We start from the raw sequence: 23,266 nt of genomic DNA on the forward strand, positions 1-23,266 counted from the left end.
CCTTATCGGTTACCAAGGGCATCGGCTCCCGAGACAATCTCGGTAATTTCCGTGGTAATTTCCGCTTGTCGCGCGTTGTTAGCCAAGCGCGTGTACTTCTCGATCAGTTCATTAGCGTTATCGGTTGCTGCCCGCATTGCCTGCTGGCGCGCGGCCAGCTCGGAGGCGGCGGCCATAAGCAAGATCGTCCGGATGCGCTGCCGCACATACATAGGGATTAGCGCTTCAAAAACTTCGTCTCCGGAAGGTTCGATCTCGTAGAGCGGCGGGCTTCCGGCCGGACCGGTACCGCGGTAATCTACGGGTTTTTCAGCTCCCCGATCGATCCGCCCACTACCGTAATCCACGATCGAGAGCGGGAACATATGCCGTACCTGCACGGTTTGTTTCATCATCGATTCGTACCGGGTGAAGACGACGTGCACTGCCGCAACTCCGCCTGCTTCGGCCGGAGCGGTGAACGCCTCGAGCAAGGTATTGGCAATATCATTTGCCTGCTCCACGCTCGGATTATCTGATTCACCTTCCCAGGACTTCGCGATTTCCGTTTCCCGGAAACTCAAGGTTTGAATGCCGCGGCGTCCAGTCACGTATAGGACCGGTTCCTTGCCATCCGCTTTAAGTTCTTCCGCAAAGCGTTCGGCTTCGCGCAAGACATTCGCGTTGTATGCACCAGCCAAACCGCGGTCTGAAGTGACCACGAGCACCGCTACCCGATTGGTATCGGTACGCTCTTGCAAGAGCGGATGATCGAATTCGGAACGATGGTTACCTACGAGTTGCAGGGCACGCGTGACCGCTTCGGTATACGGATCGCGGCCTTGGGCCGCCGTCCGCGCCTTGCTGATCCGAGAGGCCGCAATGAGCTCCATCGCCCGGAACACTTTTTGGAGCGTACTGGTTGCGCGTATCCGGCTCTTATACTTCCTCTGTTCACCTGCCATATATCCGCCCTACTGCCTCGTGACCGGGAGGACTTCGCGTTCGCGCTCCACCTCGGGCTCTTCGGTCTTGTCGATAAGACCTTCGGCCAGCCGGTAAGAGTAAGAGAACTCTTCGGCAGCCTGCTTAAGTTCTTCTTCGACTTCGGCGGCGAGGTCTCCGGTTTCCCGGATCGCAGTGAGAACTCCCGTGTTGTGCCGTACGTAATCTAGGAACTGGGATTCGAAATCGTGCACCTTTTCGACCGGGATTTCGTCCAAAACTCCGGTAGAACCAGCCCAAATAGAAACCACTTGGTCTTCAATGGGATACGGCGTGTACTGCGGTTGCTTGAGCAATTCCATGAGCCGTTCCCCGCGCGTGAGCTGCTGGCGCGTAGCCGGGTCCAGATCGGAAGCGAACATGGCGAAAGCAGCCTGCGATCGGTACTGTGCCAAGGAAATCTTGAGCGTACCCGCTACCTTCTTCATGGCCTTGATCTGGGCATCGCCACCCACACGCGAGACCGAAATGCCCACGTCTACAGCCGGGCGTTGGTTCGCGTTGAACAGATCTGATTGCAAGAAGATCTGCCCATCCGTAATCGAAATTACGTTGGTGGGAATATAAGCCGAAACGTCATTCGCCTTGGTTTCGACGATCGGCAGGCCCGTCATCGAGCCCCCGCCGAGTTCGTCCGAAAGCTTGGCGCAACGTTCTAGCAAACGCGAGTGCAGGTAGAAAACATCACCCGGATAAGCTTCACGCCCCGGCGGACGGCGCAGCAGCAAGGAAATAGCACGGTAGGCTTCGGCTTGCTTGGACAGATCGTCGAAGACAATCAGCACGTGCTTGCCGCCATACATCCAGTGCTGCCCGATTGCCGAACCAGTGTAAGGAGCGAGGTACTTGAAGCCCGCCGGATCAGAAGCAGGCGCAGCCACGATCGTCGTGTACTCCATGGCCCCGTGACGTTCCAGCGTGGAACGCACCGAAGCAATGGTCGTGCCCTTCTGCCCCACAGCTACGTAGATGCACCGCACCTGCTTGTTAGGATCGCCGGATTCCCAGTTCTTCCGCTGATTAAGGATGGTGTCGATCGCGAGGGCCGTCTTACCCGTCTGGCGGTCACCAATAATCAACTGCCGCTGGCCCCGGCCAATCGGCGTCATAGAATCGATCGCCTTAATCCCGGTTTCCAGAGGTTCGTTTACGGATTTGCGCGCCATTACGCCGGGAGCCTGCAGCTCCAGGGCGCGCCGGCCCTCCATGCCTTCGATTTCGCCGAGGCCATCAATCGGTTTACCCAGCGGATCTACGGTACGGCCGAGATAGCCATCACCAACCGGTACGGAAAGAACTTCTCCGGTACGCCGTACTTCCTGCCCCTCTTCAATCGAAGAGAAGTCCCCGAGTACTACTACACCGATTTCCCGTTCTTCCAAGTTCATCGCCAGGCCACGGGTGCCGTCCTCAAATTCGAGTAGCTCATTGGCCATGGCGTTGGGCAAGCCACCCACACGGGCGATGCCGTCGGCCGTCATTGTCACGTGGCCAATTTCTTCGCTTCCCGTGTGCTCAGGCTCGTACGTGCGCACAAAATCGTCGAGCGCCGCCCGAATCTCTTCGGGCCGAATAGTTACATCAGCCATTCTTAACTTTTTCCTTGCTACGTCCCGCCGATGCCGACATTCGGGCGACGGATGCTTTAACGTTTTTCATTCTTTGAAGTAGAGAAGCGTCCAGGACGTCAGCGCCGAATTCGATGCGTAATCCACCCACCAATTCCGGTTCGATCGTCACATGGATAGAGATCGGCTTCCCGTAATACCGCGAGAGGGCATTTGCCAGGCGTTCTTTTTGCGCCGGGGAAATTTCGTAGGCGCTATACACCGTAGCTGCTGATTGTCCGGCCAGTTCGGCCGTCATATCGGCAAAGGCCCGTAGTGTTTCCAGCACGCCTACATCTCCGGAATCCCGCACCGCCCATTCGATGAGCTCGAGAGCTTCCGCGGTGACGCCGGTGAATAGCTTTTTTGCCAACTCCACGCGAGAGTCTTCGGGGTATCCGTAGATATCTTCGACGGCCACCCGCACGCCCGGTTGTTGACGGAACACTCGCACGGCGGCGAAGAGTTCCTTTTCCAGCCGGTCTAGCTCCTTGCGCCCGCGCGCCTGCCGTATTAGCGCCCCTGCCGCTACCCATTCCAAGGCGTTAGGCAGATCATCATCTTCCGACCACGACAGGGAAATTGCGGCTTGCACCAGCTTGACCACATTCTCGGAAACTTTTCCTCCCAGAATTGTGGCAACCAGCTCTTGCCTGCCCTCGAGGCTCCGCGTGGTGTCTTGCACCACGCGGAGCAATGCCCCGGAGCTTTCCAGTATTTGCGTTGCAAAGTAAATCTCCGCGGCCATTTCCTGGCCCCGCAGGTCTCCTTCGGGCCGCAAATCACCCCAGATTTGCCCCAATCGGTGGCCGGATCTCCGGCTCCTACTACTTCTCAGTAGACGCATTTACGCCCCTTGCCCTCCCGCCGGGGTGGCACTCTTCGATCCTTCTGTTTGCTCGAGCTCATCGAGGAAGGAATCGACCACTCCCTGGTTTACTTCTGGGTTGAGCCGCACCTGTTCGCCCACGATTCGGTTCGCGAGTTTGACCGCGAGATCGCCTACGTCGCCGCGCAAAACCCGTACCGCTGCTTCTCTATCTGCGGCAATACGTGACTGCGCCACGGCGACAGTGCGTTCGGCTTCCACCTTCGCTTCTTCGCGCGCGCGTGACCGGATTTCATCGGCATTATCCTGAGCGCGCTGGCGAATCCGTCCCGCTTCGAGTTCAGCTTCGCGGATTTCCACTTCGATCTTCTCGCGTTCACTGGCAACTTCCGCGCGGGCTTCTTCAGCGGCATCCAAACCAGCCTGAATCTTTTCACCGCGTTCATCGAGTAGCGCTGAGAACTTTGGCCACGCAAACTTCATCACTGCTATCACGATGATGAGGAAGCAGACCGATCCCCATAGTAGATCCGGCAACGCGGGCAGGATCACATTCTGTGTTTCAGCAAGAATCATGAGTTATCGGCCTACTTGAAGACGAAGCCCGCGACGAAGCCGAGGAGGCCGAGGGCTTCAGCAAAGGCGATCGCCAGAATCATATTGGTACGCAAGGCTCCCGCCATTTCCGGCTGCCGGGCCGTAGCGCTCTGATTCTGCGAACCAATCATGCCAATGGCAATAGCCGGACCAAGCGCGGCGAGGGCATAACCGATAGTTGCGAGAACTCCCATTTTTGTTTCCTTTTCTGTGGTTTCTATGTGTCAGTTGACATACATGTCAGTTGACATTTTATTTTTCACGGATTCTCTTCCTCGCTAAGTGGGTCTTAGTGAGAAATCGAAAGGCTAATATAAACAGCTGTAATCAGCGCGAAAATGTATGCCTGCAACGCGGCGATGAACATTTCGAAAAGCATTACTACGATGGAGCCGACCAAAGTCAAACCGCCCATCGCGATCCCTATTCCGCCCATCTGCACTATCAAGAAGTGGGTGCCCAGGAAGCACACAACCATAAGCATGTGCCCGGACATCATGTTGGCCAACAGACGGACCGTCAGCGTAAAGGGCCGCAAGACGAAGGTGGAAATCACCTCAATCGGCGTAAGTAGGACGTAAATAGCCTTGGGCATACCCGGCGGGAACAGCTCATCTTTGAAGTAACGAGCGCCGCCCCGCTCTCGAATCCCTGCCCAGATCATAACCGCCCAGGAGAAGATCGCAAATACCAAGGGCATACCAACAACGGCAGTTCCTGCTAATTGCAGGCCCGGGATAACCCCGGTGAGGTTCATGAAAAGAACCCCGAGGAATACCGTCATAATCGCCGGCTGGTAGGGCCGTGCTTTACCGCCCAGGATCTCCGTACCAATATTATTCGTAGAGAATTCGAAAAGCATTTCCGTAGCTGCCTGCGCCCTGCGCGGAACGAGTCGTGCTCGCCGCGCAAAGAGTACGCAGATAAGCAGTAATGCGCAGGCCGCGATAATCCGGATCACCATGAGCCGGTTCATCTCGAATGGGGTACCTACAAATAAAAATGGCTCCGGGAAAAACTCCTCAACGCCGGGGATGTGAAACGCTTCGCCCCCGCCGCCCGTCATTGGTGCGGTAAAGCTCGGAAGAGTCGCGAGTGAACCGACTGCCATTCGTCACCCTCTCACAACATAATCTCGGTCGCGCACCTTTTGGGCGGCTAACCGTGCCTGACAACTAGCTTCCATAGTACAGGGAACGCTGGGCACCACCCCTAAGCCTCCCCAATAAATGGAACAACGGAACTCATCATAGCCCCCAGCCCTTAGGCACTAGGGCCCAAAGGGCCTGTTACGGCCTCCAGACGGCCTCTAAACTATCAAAAACTATCTCAAAATGAGTTCTGTTCGTGGATAGTCTAGCGGTTTTATCCTAATCTTTCAGCTTCGCGGAGGTAACGTCACGGAACGTTTCCGTTTCCGTGACATTTTGTTCCGGAGTTAGGATTTCAGATCTGGCCAGGCTTTACCAGTCTCATTTTTCTCGGGTCGCGAGCCCATGCCCTCAGGCCGCGAGCCCATACCCTCAGGCCGCGAGCCCATTTCCCAAGCCGCGAACCCATTAGCTCAGGCCGCGAACCATTTCCCCCAAGCCGCGAGCCCATGCTGCTGCCCTTCCGCAGCATATACGTGTGTTGTAGCGTCCGCCGCACGCTTATTCCAGAGCCGGCCGGGATCGCATAACCATCACGGTTTGCACCGTCAAAGCCACCAGGATTGCGCCAGCCGCCACCAGGGCCACCACCGTCTCATCGAGTGCGCTATAGGCCCGAAGAAGGCTCAGCACCACGAGCAAAACCAAGATTTTCAACACATAAGCGAGCATTCCGGCCCATCCTCCAGCTTTCGGAACGAGCCATAAAAGCATCGAAACCAGTTCCAGCCCGATCCCAATCGCCCCACCTACCAGGGCCGCCTTCGCGGTTTCCAGATCGGCAAATTTCGCGAGTAACCCAGCCACAATAGCGGTAAGCACGGCGATGGCCAGCATCGAATACAAGTTAGCCCGCCTATTCATCCGCTCGGACGTCGTCATTGCTTCTCCTTTTCTGTTACCTGCGGCCGGGTGGGTTTCGTAGCCCCCGCCCCAGTGGGTTTCGTAGCCCCCGCCTCAGTGCGTTTCGTAGCCCCCGCCCCGGCTATATCCGCCGCCCGCGGTCCGGGCTTTTCGGTTTCGTGCGTTTCGGCCAGGCCGTACAAATCCACGTCATCATTATCTTTCACCGCCGCGCTATCTTTCACCGCCGCACTATTTTTTACCGCCGCACTATTTTTTACCGCCGCACTATTTTTTACCGCAGCGCTATCGGAAAGCTGGCCGGGCGGCGTCGTCGCTTTTCGCCCGCGCACCGAAAAGACGCGCGAAGAAATAATTATCGCTACCGTGCAGGCAACCAGTCCGATAAGTAGCACCCGGTGCCACGGTAAGACGACCAATAAAATCGTAGTGAAAGAGAAAACCGCCGCCCACATGTACAAAATCAGTACGGTTCCCCGGTGCGAATGCCCGCGGCGAAGGAGGCGATGATGGAGGTGACCGGCGTCGGCAGCGAATGGTGATTGCCCGCGCGCGAGGCGGCGCACTACCGCCCACACGAAATCTATAAGGGGTAGGAGTACGACGGCGCACGCCAACAACAAGGGCAAGTAGGCCGGGAGCGAGTATCCCAGCGAAGTGGTTTGGGGGTCGATTTGGCCGGTAACAACAATCGTGGCACCGGAGATGATCGTGCCGAGCATGAGCGCGCCCGAATCGCCCATGAAAATGCGCGCGGGATGGAAGTTATGGGGCAGGAAACCGGCACAAATCCCCACCAGTGCCGCGGAGATTGCGCAGGCCACGGAAGTGTAATCCCCGGGGGTAGCATTGCGGGTAAGCGCGTAAGAATAAAGATAGAAAGCGCTGGCGGCGATAAAAACGATACCGGCAGCCAAGCCGTCTAGCCCATCCATAAAATTGACGGCATTGACGATAACGATCACGAAAATGATCGTGAATACGATTGATAGACGCGAGGAGCCAACGGTCAGGCCCATGAAGGGGATCGTTAGGAACTGCACACCCTGCCAGGCCATTACGCCCGCGGCCAAAACCTCACCGGCAAGTTTTGTGGCCCAGTCGAGCTCCCATATGTCGTCGAGCGCGCCCACGAGGGCCATGAGTGCGGCCCCTAAAAGCACGCCCCACGCTTGTGAACTGGGGCCGAGCACTTCCCGCAGATACGGAATTTGGGAACAGATAGCGAGGGAGCCAGCAAAACCGCCGAGCATCGCTATCCCGCCAAGCCGCGGAATGGGCACGGTATGTACGTCACGCGCGCGGACCTGGGTCATCGCCCCTACCGCGAGGGCAAGGCGAAGTACCAAGGGGACCAGCAAGTAGGTGATCGCTGCCGCAATCACCGCCATCAAAATGTATACGCGCATCGCCCGCTAGCTTACTGTGCCGGAGCGGCGAGCGAGCCGAAGCGTCCAATCTCCGCGTCGGCTATAGCGCCGTGCCGCAAGATCTCCAATTGCGGGGCGCCGGCCGCCGGGCGCGAAGTATTTACCCGCACGATAGTGGACGGCACACCCCCGCGCACCGACCCGCCATCCAGGTAGACCGCCACTTTCTCGCCCAGCTGTGCCTGAGCTTCTGCCGCTGTACGGGCAGGCGGCTGCCCGGTAAGGTTCGCCGAGGTAACGGCCAAAGGTCCGCATTCGCGCAGCAGTTCCAAAGCTATTTCGTTATCGGGCATGCGCAGGGCCACAGTGCCACCGGTTTCACCCAGGTCCCAGCCGATTTCCGGGCGGGCGGGGAGCACAATGGTGAGCGCGCCGGGCCAAAATTCGGCCGCGAGCTGTTCCGCTACCGGAGGGATTCCCACCGTCAGCCGCCGCGCGTCATCCAGCGAGCTGATGAGCACCGGCGAGGGTTTATCGCGCCCGCGTCCCTTCGCGGTTAGCAGCCTGGTAACGGCTTCCCGGTTGAGCGGGTCACAGCCGATCCCGTACACGGTATCGGTGGGGAGCACAATCAGTTCTCCCGCCGCTACCGCCGCCCGCGCCGCTGCGAAAGCCGGGGAGATACTCCCCGCTTCCCGCGATACTTTCGATTCGCAAACCTCAAAGATCTGCATAACGTAATGCCTCGATTTCTGTATGCGATATTTCTGCCGCTGCTGCGGTTGCTTCGCCGGTGCTTCTCCCGCCCTATACCGGTTTGTAGCCGCGCAGCCACCGCGGCCTGCCGGTTAGGTCATTTCCCGTTCCCACTTGCGTGAGCCCTGCCCTGCGAGCCGCTTCTCGCAGGGGCGCGGCCTGTTCTTCCGCGTGTTCCATCGCCACTAGCCCGCCGGGCCGCAATAGCTCCACCGCACTGGCCAAAAATGCTTCCGGTTTTTCCAACCCGCGCGGACCGCCCCCGGCTAAAGCCAATTCTGGGTCGGCTTGCACCTCCGGACTATGAGAATAAAATTTCTGCGGCGGCACATAAGGTGGGTTGGTGACGACGACGTCGCACCTCCCCCGCAAGTCCGCCACCACCGATGCTGCACTGGCCGGTGGCGCCATCGCATCCCCCTGGCGAAATTCTAAACGCGCCGTGGGGACTTGGTAATGGCGCGCGTTTTCTGCGGCCAAAGCTAAAGCTGCGGCGGAAATATCCACGGCAACCACGCGGGCCGTGGGAACTTCGGTGGCGATAGCGAGGGCAATCGCACCCGAACCGGTTCCTAAATCCACCGCGAGCGGGGCCGGTGCCGCGCCCGCCGCTGGCGCGCCGCCCAGCTGGGCCGGCTTTCCGGCTGCCACAAGTTCGCGCAGAAAATCAATTGCTTCGCCGGCCACCAATTCGGTTTCGGGCCGGACGATCAGCGCGTCCGGGGTGCTTTTTAGCGTCAAATAGCGGAAGTACATGCGGCCCGTAAGGTGTTGCAAGGGAATGCGCGCCGCCCGCTGGGCAACGAGTTCCAAGTAACGCCGCGCCTCGGCGGTAGAAGCAATGCGCCGGCTGGGCCAGGGCCGCTCGCCGAGCACAAATTCGGCCAGCTCGCGCGCATCATGGCCCGGTGAGGCGACGCCCGATTCGGCCAGTAAATACGTGGCATCGCGCAATAAGCTAGCCCACACGCCACCGGCGTAGCTGGCAACCGGATCCGTGCCCGGCCGCGCGGTGCTGGCAGGGGTCCGGGCAGCGGTGCTGGCAGGGGTCCGGGCAGCGGTGCTGGGCCTAATGCTTGCGTCCGTGCCGATGTTAGCGTCCGTGCCGCTGCCGGTACTAGCGTCTCCGCCGGCACCCGCGAGCCCGTTAGCTGGCACCGCCCCCGCATTAGCTTCGCCTTGCTTCACCGTACCTTCGCCTGCCCCGTGTTATTAGTGTTGTTGGTATTGCCAGTCCCGCGTTATTAGTTTTGCCGGTCTCGCGTTATTAGTTTTGCCGGTCTCGCGGTCTTATTTTTGTTCGGCTTGTTCCAGCCGTGCCTTTTCATCCATTTGCCGGGCGGAATCAATAATTTCGTCGAGGTCGCCGTCGAGCACCGCGTCTAGGTTGTGTGCCTTATAACCCGTGCGGTGATCGGCGATCCGATTTTCCGGGAAGTTGTACGTGCGGATACGTTCCGAACGGTCCAAGGTGCGGACCTGCGAGTGCCGCAATTCCGCGTTTTCTGCCGCCTGCTGATCGAGTTGCATCTGCCGCAAACGGGCCCGCAACACACGCATGGCAGATTCGCGGTTTTGGATCTGGGATTTTTCATCCTGCATGGAGACCACAATCCCGGTGGGAAGGTGGGTGATACGCACGGCCGAATCCGTGGTATTCACCGACTGGCCGCCCGGGCCCGAAGAACGGTACACATCAATGCGCAGGTCTGAATCGTGGATTTCCACTTCCCCTGGATCATCGACTTCCGCAAAAACCAATACCCCGGCCGTAGAAGTCTGAATGCGCCCTTGCGATTCGGTAACGGGTACCCGTTGCACGCGGTGTACTCCACCTTCGTATTTCAGGTGTGCCCACACCCCTTCCGCAGGATCGCTAAGTTGCCCGCGATGGCGGATCGCAATTTCGGAATCTTTAATGCCACCCAGTTCGGTGATATTGGCGGAAAGGACTTCCCACGTCCACCCTTGCTTGGCTGCGTAGCGTTCATACATCCGGGCCAAATCGGAAGCAAAAAGCGCGGATTCTTCCCCGCCGGCCCCCGCCTTAATTTCCATAATTACATCGCGGGCGTCGTCTTCATCACGCGGCAACAAAGCCTGCGTGAGCTGTTCAGAAAGATCATTAAAAGTGGCTTCCAGGCCGGGCAGTTCCGGTTTGAAAAGATCGGCGTCTTCCCCGCCTTGGGATACGATCTCGCGTGCTTCTTCTAGATCCTGGGCGGCCTGCGCATATTGGCGGTAAATACCCACCACTACTCCCAGTTCGGCATACCGCCGCCCCAGGGAGCGCATTTTATCGGGCGAGCTGAGCACTTCGGGCGAGGCCATGTCACGCTCGATCTGCTCGTATTCCGCCATCATTTGTTCGGCTACTTCAGCGCGGTTATCTGCCACGGGCCACCTTTCCGGATGTATTTCTGATCTGCAACGAAAGACAAAGCGGCTGGCCGTACCAGGCGGTGCTGGCCGCTCTCACGCTTTCTGTATAACTATTTCCACCATGTAAATGGTACTTCGGTCCACCACTCACAATACACACCGAGCCCACTGGCCCAGCGGTCCCGCTATCGCACCGGCGCGGCCGGCACTAGGCCCGCCTCATACAAACCTGGCTGCGCGCCACAAAAGCACAATCGCAGCAACACCGAAGCAACCACCTAAGCAACGCTTGCGGCAACAATAAACGGCGGCACTCCCGGGGATGCCCGGTTATACCGCCGCTTGCACCACGGGCGCGCCAAGCGCGGTGGTGCCGGTTGCAGAAGCTACTTCTGGCGCTTGCCGTAGCGAGCTTCGAAGCGAGCCACGCGCCCACCGGTGTCCAGAATCTTCTGCTTGCCGGTGTAGAACGGATGGCATTTGTTGCACACTTCCACCCGCATGGTGTCCCCTGCGAAAGTAGACCGCGTATCAAATTGATTGCCGCAGCCGCACGCCACGTGCACGTCGTGGTATTCGGGATGAATGCCCTGCTTCATGTGTTCTCCTTGGATCGTTTAGTGCCCCCGGGTCCAATTCGCGCGTCTCACCTCTCCGCGGATGAAACGTTTTTCGAAACGACGCCGTACCTACGGCTAGCGCCCATTTTCGACGAACCGGTGAACCGGAAGCCGACGAAGTATTATTACACGCCGCTACCCGCATTGCGCCCGCCCGTGAGCAAGCACACCACCGATAACATTAGGTATAAGCGTACGCGCCAGGAAAGTATTCCGCGAGTTTTCCAAGCCCGCGGAAACCAATTCCTACTTGCCCGACGCTTAGTCTCCCTTGGCGCCCAGCGCGGCATGGCCGGAGGCCTGCACGCTGCGCATAATAGAGACCAAGAATTCGGCATTGTTTTCCGTCTTCTTGAGCCGTTTGAGCACGAAGTCGGATGCGTCTTCCACCGAAAGCGTGCCCAGGGCGCGGCGCAAGGACCACAAAACCTTGAGCTCTTCGGGCGAATAGAGCATTTCTTCCCGACGGGTGCCGGAAGAGTTAACATCGATCGCCGGGAAAATACGACGGTCGGCCAACTGGCGCGAGAGTCGCAGTTCCATATTGCCGGTGCCCTTGAATTCTTCGAAAATAACTTCGTCCATCTTCGATCCGGTTTCCACCAGCGCGGTGGCAATGATCGTGAGCGAACCGCCATTTTCGATATTGCGGGCGGCGCCAAAGAAACGCTTCGGCGGGTAGAGCGCGGTGGCATCCACACCACCGGAGAGGATGCGCCCGGAAGCTGGCGTGGCCAGGTTATAGGCACGGGCCAGGCGGGTAAGCGAATCCAGCAATACCACTACGTCTTGGCCTAGTTCTACCAAACGCTTGGCGCGTTCAATGGCCAGTTCGGCCACGGTGGTGTGGTCGCTAGCCGGCCGGTCGAAGGTAGAAGCGATTACTTCTCCGCGTACGATCCGGCGCATATCGGTAACTTCTTCCGGCCGTTCATCCACGAGCACCACCATGAGGTGTACGTTGGGATAGTTTTGCGCGATAGATTCCGCAATCGACTGCAAAATCATCGTCTTACCGGCCTTGGGCGGGGAAACTACGAGCCCGCGCTGCCCCTTGCCGATCGGCGCTACCAAATCAATGGCTCGCTGCGAAATCGACTTCTTCCCGGTTTCCAGCCGCAACATTTCATTCGGATACAGCGGGGTGAGCTTATTAAACTCCGGGCGTTGCGTGGCTTCGTCGGGAGCCACACCATTAATGGCAGAAACTTCCACCAACTGGTTAACGGATTTTGCGGGAGTTTGCCGGCGCCGGCCTTGCTGGCGGCCCCGGGCAGCTCCGCGGCGATTTCCGCGCCGCTGATTTGCATTCTCAGCTTCTTCGGCCTGGCGTACCGCGCCCTGCACCGCATCCCCGCGGCGCAGACCCAATTGCCGTACCAGATTATTGGAAATACGCGCATCGTTCTTTCCGGGCAAGTAGCCGCCAGTGCGCAGGTAGAACTGGTTTCCGGCCTTGTCCACAATACCGGCTACGGGAAGCAGTACTTCTTCGCGCGTGCGCTGGGTGGTTTCCTGTTCGGTGCTGGCCGCGCGGGCCTCGCGTGTGGTGCGCTCCCGGCGCTCAGTACGTTCAGTGCGCTCAGTACGTTCCGTACGTTCGCTGCGTTCGGCGCGTTCACTGCGTTCCACGCTGCGTTTACGTACGCGCGGCTGTTCTTCGCGCGCTTCACTGCTTTCCGCACGGGCTTCGCGTTCCTTGGTGCGGTTGCGGTTACGCTGGCGGCGCCGGCGGCCCTCCCCCGCATCCTCTTCTTGTTCCGCACGCCTTTCGGCCGCATCACCAATGGCTTCCAGTGCGGCCCGCTTGTCTTCGGCAGACATCTTTTCAGAACGCTTGGTTTCCCCTACCGTGCCGCGCGGGGCAGGCAGGTCAAGTTCAATAGTGCCCGCCTTGGTTTCCGATTCGGAATCAATATAACCATCGGAGCCGCGGTGATTGCGGATACGACGCCGCGTGGTTCCTTCCCGCCTCCGGGTACCTTCCCGAGCCTCGCCCGCCTCGCGGCGTTGGCGCCGCAGTGCTGGAGCTTCACTGGCTTCTGCCGGGCTCTGCGCACTTTCAGCGGTGCTCTTTTCCTGGCGCTGCGCTGCCGGAACGTCAGTAGCCGCGGCCGCTGGCGTTCTTTCTTCCGCGCGCAAACTTTCCACCACGCGGGTGCGGCGGCGCGGGCGTTCCCGCGTACCGGCAGCATTTTTATGTTCTTCTGTGCCTTCTTCTGGCGCGCGGCGTTCTTTCTTTACCGCGTGCTTTTCTTCGGCTTCTTCTACAGCGTCTTTCCATTCGCCCGGACGCGGCGCGCTTGCCGACTTATCTTCTTTCTTCTTGCGCGCCTTCGCGGGACGTGGGGCGGGCTCACTGGCCGCGAGCTCACGGCGTTCTTCCGTGGTGAGGGAAGCAGTGCTAGCACCCATCGCCCCTGTTTTTTCCGCCGCTGCCGCACCCTTAGCGTCAACAGTTTCTTTAGCAGCTTCTGCGGTGGCGGGAGCGGTCTGCTTCTCGCCTTCCGGCGATATTGCGGTTTCGGTTTGTTTCTTTGCGGGCCGCCCACGGCGCGCCGGCACTACTTCGCGGATGGCCGCGAGAAGATCTGCTTTACGAGCCTTGGGATCTACGGAGAGGCCAAGCTCATCCGCAAGCGCGCGAAGCTCGCCTACGCGCATCTGTGAAATAGCACCCTTAATTTTGGGAGTTTCCGTCACGAGGTTCCTTCCTCGGCATTAAAGCCGGCCCAGTGCCGGCATGAGCTGAATGTATAAATACCCGCGCGTGCCCCTGGCTTGAGTGCCCCTGGCATTAAAATCTGCGGGAACCTTCTTCCGTTTGGCCTCCATCTGGGTACAGCCAGTAACGTTCTCACAAGAAGGTACTGATCGGTTGCTCTAACGCATTCTTCGCGATCACCGGATACTTTACCAGTAATATGTGGTTCTCGCGCAAATACGACGCCGAAAATGTGTGAACCGGAACCCGTTGGAAGCCTGCTAACCCTCCTCAATAATATGTGCGCCGCGGGTGGCCATTCCCGAATAATCCACTCGGAAACCGTTTTGCTCCATAATTGCGGCGGTTTCCGCATCGAGCCGATCAAAAACCAATACCGAGGGGCCCGCCCCAGAAATTACTGCCGGCCATCCAGCATCCCGCAAGGCACGCATAATGCGGTATGAGTCACCAAGCGAGGTGGCCCGGTATTCCTGGTGCAAACGGTCTTCGGTAGCCGTGTACAAAAGCTCCGGATAATGTTCTAAAGCCAAAGTGAGCATGGCGGCCCGCGAAGCATTTAGGGCCGCATCCCGGTGCGGGACTTCTGCTGGCAAAACCGCGCGCGCTTCTACGGTTGGTAGCTCACTGGAAGGAATTAGCAAAGTGGTACGCACCCGCCGAGAGACGGGAATGCGGGCCGCATGCGTAGCTTCTTCCTGCTCGTCTTTCCACGCCACCACGGCTCCGCCAAAGAGCGCGGGCGCGGCGTTATCGGGATGCCCTTCAAATTCGCAGGCAAGTTCGAGGAGGACGTCGTCGTTCAGCAAAGCGGGGCGATCCACTAAACCGCGCACCAAAACCAAACCGGCCACTACCGCGGCAGCGGAACTGCCCAAGCCCCGGCCTTGCTGAATGCGATTGCGGCAGGAAAGCTCAAAACCCACATTAGGAAGGGCGGCCACTTCGAAAGCGCGGCGCATGGCCCGCACGATGAGATGAGATTCATCGGTGGGCAGGGTATCGGCACCCTCGCCTTCAATGGTGACCGTGGTTTTTCCGGTGATTAAACGCACCGAAACTTCATCCCAAATGTTATGGGCCATCCCCATGCAGTCGAAGCCCGGGCCCAGGTTTCCCGAGGTGGCGGGCACCCGCACGGTCGCGCTTGATTTCGCAATGCGCATTTATATTCCTCCTCCGGAACTTACCAGCAAAATCTATCAGCGGTGCTGTTTTATTAGCCGTGCTAACCAGCAAAATCTACAGGCTCAATACCTTTACCGCGGCTTCCACGCTCGGTTCGATCGGGGTTAGGTCCAACTCGCGCCCGGCCAGCGCGGTAGCGGTGTCCTTCAAACCATTGCCGGTAACGGTACACACAATTGTGGCACCCGCGGGTACTTCCCCGGCTTGGGCGGCGGCCAGCAGGCCGGCCACGGAAGCCGCAGACGCCGGTTCCACAAAAATACCTACCTGCGCGGCCAGTAGCGCCTGCGCTTCCAGAATTTCGGTATCCGAAACGGCGCGGATCCACCCGCCCGAATCGTCCCGGGCCGCTACCGCATAATCCCACGACGCCGGGTTACCAATGCGAATCGCGGTGGCAATAGTTTCCGGATTTTCGATCGGATGGCCGGCCACAAAGGGCGCGGCACCCGCCGCTTGCACGCCCCACATGCGCGGCACTTTCGTGGCCCGCGGAGTGGCGCTTGCGGGTAGTTCTCCCATGGAAGTAGCCGTGCGGCGCCCCGCGTATTCGTTATACCCCATCCAGTAGGCGGAAATATTGCCCGCATTTCCTACCGGGAGCACGTGAATATCGGGGGCGTCTCCCAGTTCGTCAACGATTTCAAAAGCGGCCGTCTTCTGGCCTTGCAAACGGTACGGGTTTACCGAATTCACCAGTGCTACCGGGTATTTTTCGGTAAGCGCACGCACAATGCGCAGGCAATCATCAAAGTTTCCGTCCACGGCTACCAGGCGAGCACCGTGCACGATCGCCTGGGCCAGCTTGCCGGCCGCAATCTTCCCGGCCGGTAAAATTACCGCGCATTCCAAGCCCGCTTGCGCCGCATAAGCCGCCGCCGAAGCGGAAGTGTTACCGGTAGAAGCACAAGCCACCATGCGGGTATCCGTGGTAGCTACCTGGGTGATGGCGGAAGTCATCCCGCGGTCTTTGAAAGAACCGGTGGGATTAGCCCCCTCCACTTTGATATACACCTGGGCACCGGTACGTTCTTCCAAGGCGCGTGCCCGCACCAGCGGGGTGCCGCCTTCGCGCAAGGTCACGGCCGCAGTTTCCTCCCCGAAGGGAAGCCACTGCCGGTACTCATCAATAATTCCCTGCCATAGATGTGCCATTACGCTTCCTCCACTCGAATGAAACTAGAGATTTCTACCGGCAAGGTACCGGGATCTTCTTGGCCTTCCGAAGCCGCTACCGGGATGCCTTCCCGCAACTGCGCAATAGTATCTTCCAGCGCCCGCTGGGATGCTTCGTGCGTGGTAACGGTAAGTATTGCGCGGTTGTGGCCCTTGTTTTCGGGAAGCACCGATTCTTGTGCAACCGCCGAAATAGAGACCCCGTGGTGGGCAAAAACGCTCGTTATTGCGGCAAGTACGCCCACGACGTCGGGCACGGCCATCCGCAACTGGAAACGCGAACGCGATTCGGCGGCAGAAAGTACCGGCAGTTCCCCATAAATAAGTTCGCGCGGGGCGTGGCCTCCATAAACCTTCTTATTCGCGGCGGCTACCACATCGGAAAGTACCGCGGAAGCCGTGGGGCTCCCGCCCGCACCAGGTCCGTAAAACATGAGCCGGTCCGAAGCTTCACTATCAATAACGACGGCGTTGTAGGCGCCATGCACGGTAGAAAGCGGGTGCCCTTGCGGTACCAAGGAAGGGCCCACATACAGTTCAATGCCGTGCGGGCGGCGTTTGGCCGAAGCCACCAGTTTCACCACATAGCCTTCGCGTTTGGCGGCAGCGATTTGTTCCGGTGTAATATCGCGGATTCCGTGGGTGTGAACGTCCTCCAAATTGATCCGCGTGTGGAAAGCGAGGGACGCCAAAATAGCGCATTTGGCGGCGGCGTCAAAACCGTCCACATCGGCCGTCGGATCGGCTTCCGCATACCCGAGTTCCTGCGCATTGCGCAAAGCTTCCGCATAGCTCAAGCCGTTATGCGTCATTTCGTCCAGAATGTAATTCGTGGTGCCGTTGAGCACACCGAGCACGGAAAGCACATTATCGCCCGCCAAAGATTCGCGTAGCCCGTACACAATCGGCACCGCGCCGCCCACGGCTGCTTCGTAGTACAGATCCACATCGGCCGCGGCGGCGGCGTCGTAAATTTCCGGGCCGTACTCGGCTAGCAGGGCTTTATTGCCCGTGACCACCGATGCTCCGCCGGCCATGGCGCGGAGGATGTAGGTACGGGCCGGTTCAATTCCGCCCATGAGTTCAATGACGATATCCGCCTGGTCAATAATGGATTCGGCGTCGTCTGTAAGCAAAGACCGCGCAATTGCAGGATCGCGCGGCTTGCTAGTATCCCGCACCGCAATCCCAATAATCTTTAGTTTAGCGCCCGCCCGTACCGCGAAATCTTCCGCGTTTTCTTCCAGCAAGCGAACTACCTGCGAACCAACCGTACCCGCGCCGAGGAGCGCAACTTTCAATTCCTCCACGCTTATCTATTCTCCTCTAGACCTCGTGACGTTACCGTGAATATGAATGTTATCTTCGTCTTGTGCATTACGGAAACTGCATGTGCGCCGCGTTTGCCTACGCACCGCGGTAATGCATTCACCTAGCTTATCTGCCTGGCACTCGCGGCGCCGCGTGCGTCCGCGATACGCTAGCTCCCATGGCCGGAAAACTCAGAATCGGTAGCGCTCCACGGCGCAGCACCACCTTAGGAATCGGAACACCTAAGATTATTGTTCCCCTAGTTGCGCGTACGCAACTTGAACTCATTGGTAGCGCAGCCCAAGCGAGCGGGTATCGATACCCCGGTACCGAAGGCTTTACGCCCGCGCATGGCGAGCGGCACCCGTCTGTGGGGGCCCGCGCCACCGAACCCCTTACTTTTACCGGGACCGGCGGTACCCCTCCCGGGGCCGACGACGCCGAAAGCGCGCCTACTTTTACTCCCGACCTGCTGGAATGGCGCGTGGATTACATGGAAGAAGCCCTTTCGGAAACCGCGATGCTGGCTGCCGCGCAAGACTTGCGGACGGCTACCGACCTGCCGATTTTGGCCACTTTCCGCACTAGTGCCGAAGGTGGGGAAAAAGAAATTGAGGGCCCGGTGTACGCGGATTTGCTGGTAGCACTGGCCGAATCGGGAGCCGTGGACGCCGTGGACGTGGAAATGTTTCGCGATAGCGGCCTGGTGGAAGGAATTGTGGCCGGTATTCAAGGGGCCGGCGTGCCGGTAATTGGCTCTTTCCACGATTTTGCGGAAACTCCGAGCGAAGCCGAAATATTGGGCCGGCTAACGCAGATGGCACAGCGCGGCGCCAATGCCGTGAAAATTGCCACTACCGCAAATTCGAAGCGGGATGCGCTCACGGTTTTGGGTGCCACTTTGGCGGCTAGCCAGGCACTTCCGGTACCGGTAATTAGCATGGCGATGGGCCCAGCCGGCGCGATTACACGTATTGCTACCGGCATTTTTGGAGGCAGCGCGAGCTTTGCCACTATTGCGGCGCAGGCTACTAGCGCGCCGGGACAGTTACCGGCGGCCGAGCTGGCACCAATCATGGATTATTTAGCACGTATTGACGGTTGAGGATTGCTGGTTTCTCCAGTGACGCAGGCACGTGAATTTCTTAAGTGCGCCCACTCGCCTTCTACATACAAAGAAAGGTAAACTGACCCCCACCATCGCAACGACGCGTGAAGGAGAGCACACCATGCCTATCGTTAGAGTTGGGGATGCCGCCATTGGGAGCGGACCCACCAAAATCTTTGTACCGATCACTCCGGCCACGCCTGAGGAAATGAGCCAACAAGTTGCGGAACTTCCGGCCGGCATCGATGTGCTGGAATGGCGCGTCGATTTCTTGCGTGATTCTTGCGACGCTACGGCGCTCAAGCAGGCCGCCGCGTATTTGCGAGATTTGACGGATTTGCCGATTTTAGCTACTTTTCGCACGGCGGCAGAAGGTGGGCAGCGGGCTGTGATGCCCGAACAGTATGCGCAAATTTTGTTCGCACTTATCCAAAGCGGCAAGATTGATGCGATTGATGTGCAGATTTTCCGCACAGAGAATTGGACGCAGCCAATTATTACGGCGGCCGCGCAGGCCCAGGTACCAGTTTTGGCTTCCTATCATGACCACCGGGCTACCCCGCCGGAAGATGAGATCGTTAACCGTTTGCGGCTTATGCAGGTACGTGGAACTTCGATTGGGAAGATCGCGGTACAGCCGCAAAATGCGGGCGATGTGTTTACTTTGATGCGGGCCACCTGGCGGGCTTCGGAAGAACTGCATATTCCGCTGATTACGATGGCGATGAGTGCGCTGGGCGCAATTTCGCGAATTGCGCCTTCCCTGTACGGTTCGGCAGCTACGTGGTCTACGGACGGCCATCATGACACCGCGGCCGGCCAGCTCCCGGTAAATGAACTTTTGCCGGTGCTGGAAACCGTGGACCGCTGGGCCCACGCCCATGACAGCTGGCACCTGCCCAAGATCGAAACGGACGCGGCCGGCGAAACGCACTAAGACGAGGCCGGAGAACCCGGCGAAACGAGCGAGCCGGACAAATCAGCCAAATAGATAGCTCCGGCCCGGGCGGAAACATAGCTGAGTTTGTGTAACGGGGGTGGGGTAGCGCGGCAGCGCGCTACCCCACCCCCGTTCGGCGTCGTAATTCGCACTTACTGGCAATGCGGTCAGCCGTAATCCATTGCCATTCAGCGGGTATTTGGCGTTTTATTCGCCGGTGTATTCAGCGTCGAGGGAGAGCAGATCGGGCACTTCCTCGCTGTAGACCAGCCAGTGGGCTTGCCCGTCGCGTACCGAGATCACTCCCGGGCGGGGGAGCATATTGTAATTCGAAGCCATGGAACGCCCGTATGCGCCGGTGGCGGGCACCGCCAGAATGTCTCCCGCGGTAACGTCTGCCGGCAAGCTGACATCGCGCACCACAATATCGCCCGATTCGCAGTGTTTACCCACCACGCGGCTGACCACGCCGGCGCTGCCAGTGCCTTCATCCGCAGTACTAGTACCAGCGGCACTAGCATCCGCGGTAACTGCATCCGCAGCAGTAGCGGCCGCATTTGCCGCGGCGCTTTTCACCATCGAGGGCTTTTCCGGTACGCGGTTCGCGAGCGCGGCGGTGTAGTTCGCACCGTAGAGAGCGGGCCGAATATTGTCTGACATGCCGCCGTCTACGGAAATGTAGCGGCGTGTGCGTCCGCCTTCTAGTTGCACGTTTTTGATGGTTCCTACTTCGTAGAGGGTCACACCGGCCGGGCCGATGATGGATCTGCCCGGTTCGATGGATACGCGCGGGGCAGGAATTCCGGTTTCGGCCGTGTGGGTGCGCACTACTTCGGCGAGGGCTTGCGCATATGTTTCTGGGCGGAGCGGGGCCGGGTCGGCCGCGGTGTAGCGGATCCCGAAGCCTCCCCCAAAATCGACTTCGGGTAATACGATCCCGTGTTCGGTGTACACCCTGGCGCGTAGATCCATGAGGGCGCGCGCGGCGGCTACGAATCCTTCGGATGCGAAAATCTGCGAGCCGATATGCGAGTGTAAACCTACGAGCTGCAAGCGCGGATGGCGCAGGGTTTCACTAATCGCTTCCCAGGCTTCCCCGCTGGCGATCGATAACCCAAATTTTTGGTCTTCATGCGCTGTGGAAATATATTCGTGCCCGCCGGCGTGAATGCCTGTGGTTACGCGTAGCATCACTTTGGCCACGGTACCGCCGTCGTCACCCCAATGGGCTACATCGGCAACGTGAGCGAGCTCTGCCAATGAATCGACCACCAGGTGGCCGACCTCGTGTTCGAGCGCCTGCTGGATTTCCCGGCGGGATTTATTGTTGCCGTGCAGGCCGAGCTGTTCTCCGGTGGCGCCGGCCGCCAGGGCGGTGCGCATTTCCCCTTCCGAACAGGTATCGAGCCGCAGGCCTTCTTCTAGCGCCCAGCGGCACACGCCCACGGAGGCGAAAGCTTTGCAGGCATAGTAGACGTCGGCGCCGGCGAGGTCTGCGAAGGCGGCGTCCATGGCTTGTTTCCAGGCTGCGGCGCGGGTGCGGAAATCCATTTCGTCGAGCACATATATCGGTGTTCCGAAATCGGAAGCGATCTGGGCGGTGCTCACGCCGCCGATTTCCAGCCCGCCATCTGCTTGCCGGCGCGCGGTTAGCGGCCACACTCCCGTGTTTGTGCCTTCCGGTTCTGGAGCGGCAAGCTCCTCGTATACCTTTTGGTTTTCCATGAGCTTCCCTTCCCTCTACTTGTTGTTGCCTACTTGTTGTTGCCCACTTTGTTGTGTGCCTGCCGCCGGGCGCTGCGCCTGCTGCGCCCTGGTGGCCGCTGTGCCCGCCGTGCCTGCCGCCGGGCGCTGCGCCTGCTTCCTAGCCGCGCCTGCCGTGCCTGCCGCGCCAGCTGCGCCCAGCCGTGCCTGCGCCGGCCGGGGCGGCCACGGTGCCCACCGTGCCCGTACCACGCGGCCCGGCAACCGGCGGTTACCTACATGTTTTCTGGCGCGGTAACGCCGAGCAGGCCGAGCCCGTTGGCGAGTACCTGCCGGGTGGCGTCATTTACCCACAGCCGGGTGCGGTGTAGATCCGTTACCGGTTCTTCGCCGCGCGGAGTTACCCGGGCTTTGCCATACCAAGTGTGGTAGGCGCCGGCGAGTTCTTCCAGGTAGCGGGCCACGCGGTGGGGTTCGCGCTGGGTGGCCGCCGTGGTCACGATTTCTGGGAACCGCGCGAGCTGGCCCAACAGATCCGAATCGGCCGGTTCGAGCAGATCCGGGGCGAAAGCATCGGTTCGGTCTACTCCGTGGCTGGCAGCATTGCGCGCTACCGAAACCGTGCGCGCGTGGGCGTATTGCACGTAGTACACGGGGTTGTCGTTCGTGTGGGAGGCAAGTACGTCCAGGTCCAGGTCGAGTGAAGTATCCGCGGAGGTGCGTACCAGCGAGTACCGGGCCGCGTCCACGCCCACGGCGTCGACCAGATCTTCGAGAACGACGACGGTGCCGGCCCGTTTGGACATACGCACTTCTTTGCCATCCCGCTTGAGGTTAACCAGCTGGCCGATCATGATTTCCATGTTTTCGTTCGGGCCGGCGGTATCTCCGAAGGCGCGGGCCATGGCGTACATGCGACCGATGTACCCGTGGTGGTCTGCACCCAACATGTAGATGCAATGATCGGCCCCGCGCTGGCGCTTATCCAGGTAGTAGGCGATATCGCCGGCAAAATACGCGGCCTCGCCGTCAGATTTAATGATGACGCGGTCTTTATCATCCCCGTAATCGGTGGTGTGCAGCCAGGTGGCGCCTTCCTTTTCGTAGATCACGCCACGTTCACGCAAAATCTCGATGGCCTTAGCTACCGCCCCGGATTCGTGCAAAGAATCTTCGTGGAAGAAGACGTCAAAATCGGCGCGGAAATTATGCAAAGACTCTTTGATTTCCGCGAACATGAGTTCCACGCCGCGCTTCCGGAAAACTTCTTGTGCTTCCGCATCCGGCAAAGTACGCGGATCGGGCTCGCCGGCAGCCGCGCAATCGGCAATCACCTGGTCTGCGATTTCCCCAATATAGGCCCCGCCGTAACCATCTTCGGGAGCTTCTTCGCCGCGGGCACGGGCCAAAAGAGACGCGGAGAACCGGTTGATCTGGTTGCCGTGATCGTTGAAATAGTATTCGCGGACCACGTTCGCGCCGGTGAACTTGAGGATCCGCGCCAAAGAATCGCCAACGGCCGCCCACCGCGCCCCGCCAATGTGGATCGGCCCGGTGGGGTTGGCGGAAACATATTCCAGATTGATCGTGGTGCCGGCCGCGGAGTCAGATCTACCGTAGGCTTCCCCAGCTTCCACAATGCTGCGCGCCAGTTGCCCGGCGGCTCCCGCCGAAAGCTTGATATTTACGAAGCCGGGCCCGGCGATATCCACCGCCGCAATACCTGCTTCCGCATCCAGACCCGCCTTGATCACTGCCGCTAGTTCGCGCGGCTGCATGCCTGCCCGCTTAGCCAATTGCAGGGCCGCATTCGTGGTCCAATCTCCGTGTTCGCGCGAACGTGGGCGTTCCACCTTCGGCGCCGGGATTTCCCCATCGAGGTTAATCTTGCCAGCATCGCGCGCCGCTTCCAGGACGCGCCCAATTAGTTCACTAAGTTCTTCGGGAGTCACCC

At 59.4% G+C, this 23,266-nt stretch carries 20 protein-coding genes; 2 read left to right on the top strand and 18 right to left on the bottom strand.

Annotated elements, in window-relative coordinates:
• Positions 1-2 precede the first annotated feature (2 nt).
• From H8274_RS08125 to H8274_RS08200, 16 genes are all read right to left on the bottom strand, one after another.
• Positions 3-944, bottom strand: a complete 942-nt coding sequence (locus tag H8274_RS08125) for a F0F1 ATP synthase subunit gamma (protein WP_065414995.1) — start codon at positions 942-944, stop codon at positions 3-5.
• Positions 945-953: 9 nt separating this feature from the next.
• On the bottom strand, positions 954-2,573 hold the full coding sequence (gene atpA, locus H8274_RS08130) for a F0F1 ATP synthase subunit alpha (protein WP_185934263.1): 1,620 nt from the start codon (positions 2,571-2,573) through the stop codon (positions 954-956).
• A complete protein-coding gene (locus H8274_RS08135) occupies positions 2,566-3,393 on the bottom strand; it encodes a F0F1 ATP synthase subunit delta (RefSeq protein WP_185934264.1) in 828 nt (275 codons plus the stop codon). Before H8274_RS08135 ends, atpA begins: the two co-directional genes overlap by 8 nt.
• 45 nt (positions 3,394-3,438) lie before the next feature.
• The gene (atpF, locus tag H8274_RS08140) at positions 3,439-3,996 is read right to left on the bottom strand and encodes a F0F1 ATP synthase subunit B (protein WP_049620482.1); all 558 of its coding nucleotides are present in this window, start codon (positions 3,994-3,996) and stop codon (positions 3,439-3,441) included.
• An 11-nt stretch (positions 3,997-4,007) separates the two neighbouring features.
• The gene (gene atpE / locus H8274_RS08145; protein ID WP_049620483.1) at positions 4,008-4,211 is read right to left on the bottom strand and encodes an ATP synthase F0 subunit C; all 204 of its coding nucleotides are present in this window, start codon (positions 4,209-4,211) and stop codon (positions 4,008-4,010) included.
• A 95-nt stretch (positions 4,212-4,306) separates the two neighbouring features.
• The gene (gene atpB / locus H8274_RS08150; protein WP_082160193.1) at positions 4,307-5,128 is read right to left on the bottom strand and encodes a F0F1 ATP synthase subunit A; all 822 of its coding nucleotides are present in this window, start codon (positions 5,126-5,128) and stop codon (positions 4,307-4,309) included.
• 541 nt (positions 5,129-5,669) lie between these two features.
• Complete coding sequence (locus H8274_RS08155; RefSeq protein ID WP_065414993.1) at positions 5,670-6,050, bottom strand: hypothetical protein; 381 nt, start codon at positions 6,048-6,050, stop codon at positions 5,670-5,672.
• Positions 6,047-7,441 carry a glycosyltransferase family 4 protein gene (locus tag H8274_RS08160; protein WP_083330084.1) on the bottom strand — a complete coding sequence of 465 codons (1,395 nt, stop codon included), beginning with the start codon at positions 7,439-7,441 and terminating at the stop codon, positions 6,047-6,049. The genes H8274_RS08155 and H8274_RS08160 overlap by 4 nt, the downstream gene beginning before the upstream one ends.
• Positions 7,442-7,452: 11 nt before the next feature.
• Complete coding sequence (locus H8274_RS08165) at positions 7,453-8,136, bottom strand: L-threonylcarbamoyladenylate synthase (RefSeq protein ID WP_185934265.1); 684 nt, start codon at positions 8,134-8,136, stop codon at positions 7,453-7,455.
• A 73-nt stretch (positions 8,137-8,209) separates the two neighbouring features.
• Positions 8,210-9,346, bottom strand: coding sequence for a N5-glutamine methyltransferase family protein (locus tag H8274_RS08170; protein ID WP_244924576.1), 1,137 nt, complete (start codon positions 9,344-9,346; stop codon positions 8,210-8,212).
• A 102-nt stretch (positions 9,347-9,448) separates the two neighbouring features.
• The gene (gene prfA / locus H8274_RS08175; RefSeq protein ID WP_065414992.1) at positions 9,449-10,555 is read right to left on the bottom strand and encodes a peptide chain release factor 1; all 1,107 of its coding nucleotides are present in this window, start codon (positions 10,553-10,555) and stop codon (positions 9,449-9,451) included.
• Positions 10,556-10,926: 371 nt separating this feature from the next.
• On the bottom strand, positions 10,927-11,139 hold the full coding sequence (gene rpmE / locus H8274_RS08180) for a 50S ribosomal protein L31 (protein WP_065414991.1): 213 nt from the start codon (positions 11,137-11,139) through the stop codon (positions 10,927-10,929).
• A 282-nt stretch (positions 11,140-11,421) separates the two neighbouring features.
• Positions 11,422-13,863 carry a transcription termination factor Rho gene (gene rho, locus H8274_RS08185; RefSeq protein WP_244924577.1) on the bottom strand — a complete coding sequence of 814 codons (2,442 nt, stop codon included), beginning with the start codon at positions 13,861-13,863 and terminating at the stop codon, positions 11,422-11,424.
• A 282-nt stretch (positions 13,864-14,145) separates the two neighbouring features.
• Positions 14,146-15,051 carry a homoserine kinase gene (thrB, locus tag H8274_RS08190; RefSeq protein WP_049620001.1) on the bottom strand — a complete coding sequence of 302 codons (906 nt, stop codon included), beginning with the start codon at positions 15,049-15,051 and terminating at the stop codon, positions 14,146-14,148.
• Between the two features lie 76 nt (positions 15,052-15,127).
• Positions 15,128-16,228, bottom strand: a complete 1,101-nt coding sequence (thrC, locus tag H8274_RS08195) for a threonine synthase (RefSeq protein WP_049620000.1) — start codon at positions 16,226-16,228, stop codon at positions 15,128-15,130.
• Positions 16,228-17,559, bottom strand: a complete 1,332-nt coding sequence (locus H8274_RS08200; protein WP_049619999.1) for a homoserine dehydrogenase — start codon at positions 17,557-17,559, stop codon at positions 16,228-16,230. Before H8274_RS08200 ends, thrC begins: the two co-directional genes overlap by 1 nt.
• Positions 17,560-17,738: 179 nt before the next feature.
• Here H8274_RS08200 and aroD (H8274_RS08205) point away from each other — a divergent pair, with 179 nt between their 5' ends.
• Positions 17,739-18,665: a type I 3-dehydroquinate dehydratase gene (aroD, locus tag H8274_RS08205; RefSeq protein WP_185934266.1), complete on the top strand. Its 927-nt coding sequence runs from the start codon at positions 17,739-17,741 to the stop codon at positions 18,663-18,665.
• A 124-nt stretch (positions 18,666-18,789) separates the two neighbouring features.
• Positions 18,790-19,605, top strand: coding sequence for a type I 3-dehydroquinate dehydratase (gene aroD / locus H8274_RS08210; protein WP_074662422.1), 816 nt, complete (start codon positions 18,790-18,792; stop codon positions 19,603-19,605).
• A gap of 210 nt (positions 19,606-19,815) precedes the next feature.
• Here aroD (H8274_RS08210) and lysA read toward each other — a convergent pair whose 3' ends face one another.
• Entirely contained in the window at positions 19,816-21,333 is a 1,518-nt protein-coding gene (gene lysA, locus H8274_RS08215; protein ID WP_185934267.1) for a diaminopimelate decarboxylase, read from the bottom strand.
• 254 nt (positions 21,334-21,587) lie between these two features.
• Positions 21,588-23,264: an arginine--tRNA ligase gene (gene argS / locus H8274_RS08220; RefSeq protein ID WP_185934268.1), complete on the bottom strand. Its 1,677-nt coding sequence runs from the start codon at positions 23,262-23,264 to the stop codon at positions 21,588-21,590.
• Between the last annotated feature and the right edge of the window lie 2 nt (positions 23,265-23,266).

Origin of the sequence: Actinobaculum suis (genome assembly GCF_900618115.1) — a bacterium.
Classification (GTDB): domain Bacteria; phylum Actinomycetota; class Actinomycetes; order Actinomycetales; family Actinomycetaceae; genus Actinobaculum; species Actinobaculum suis.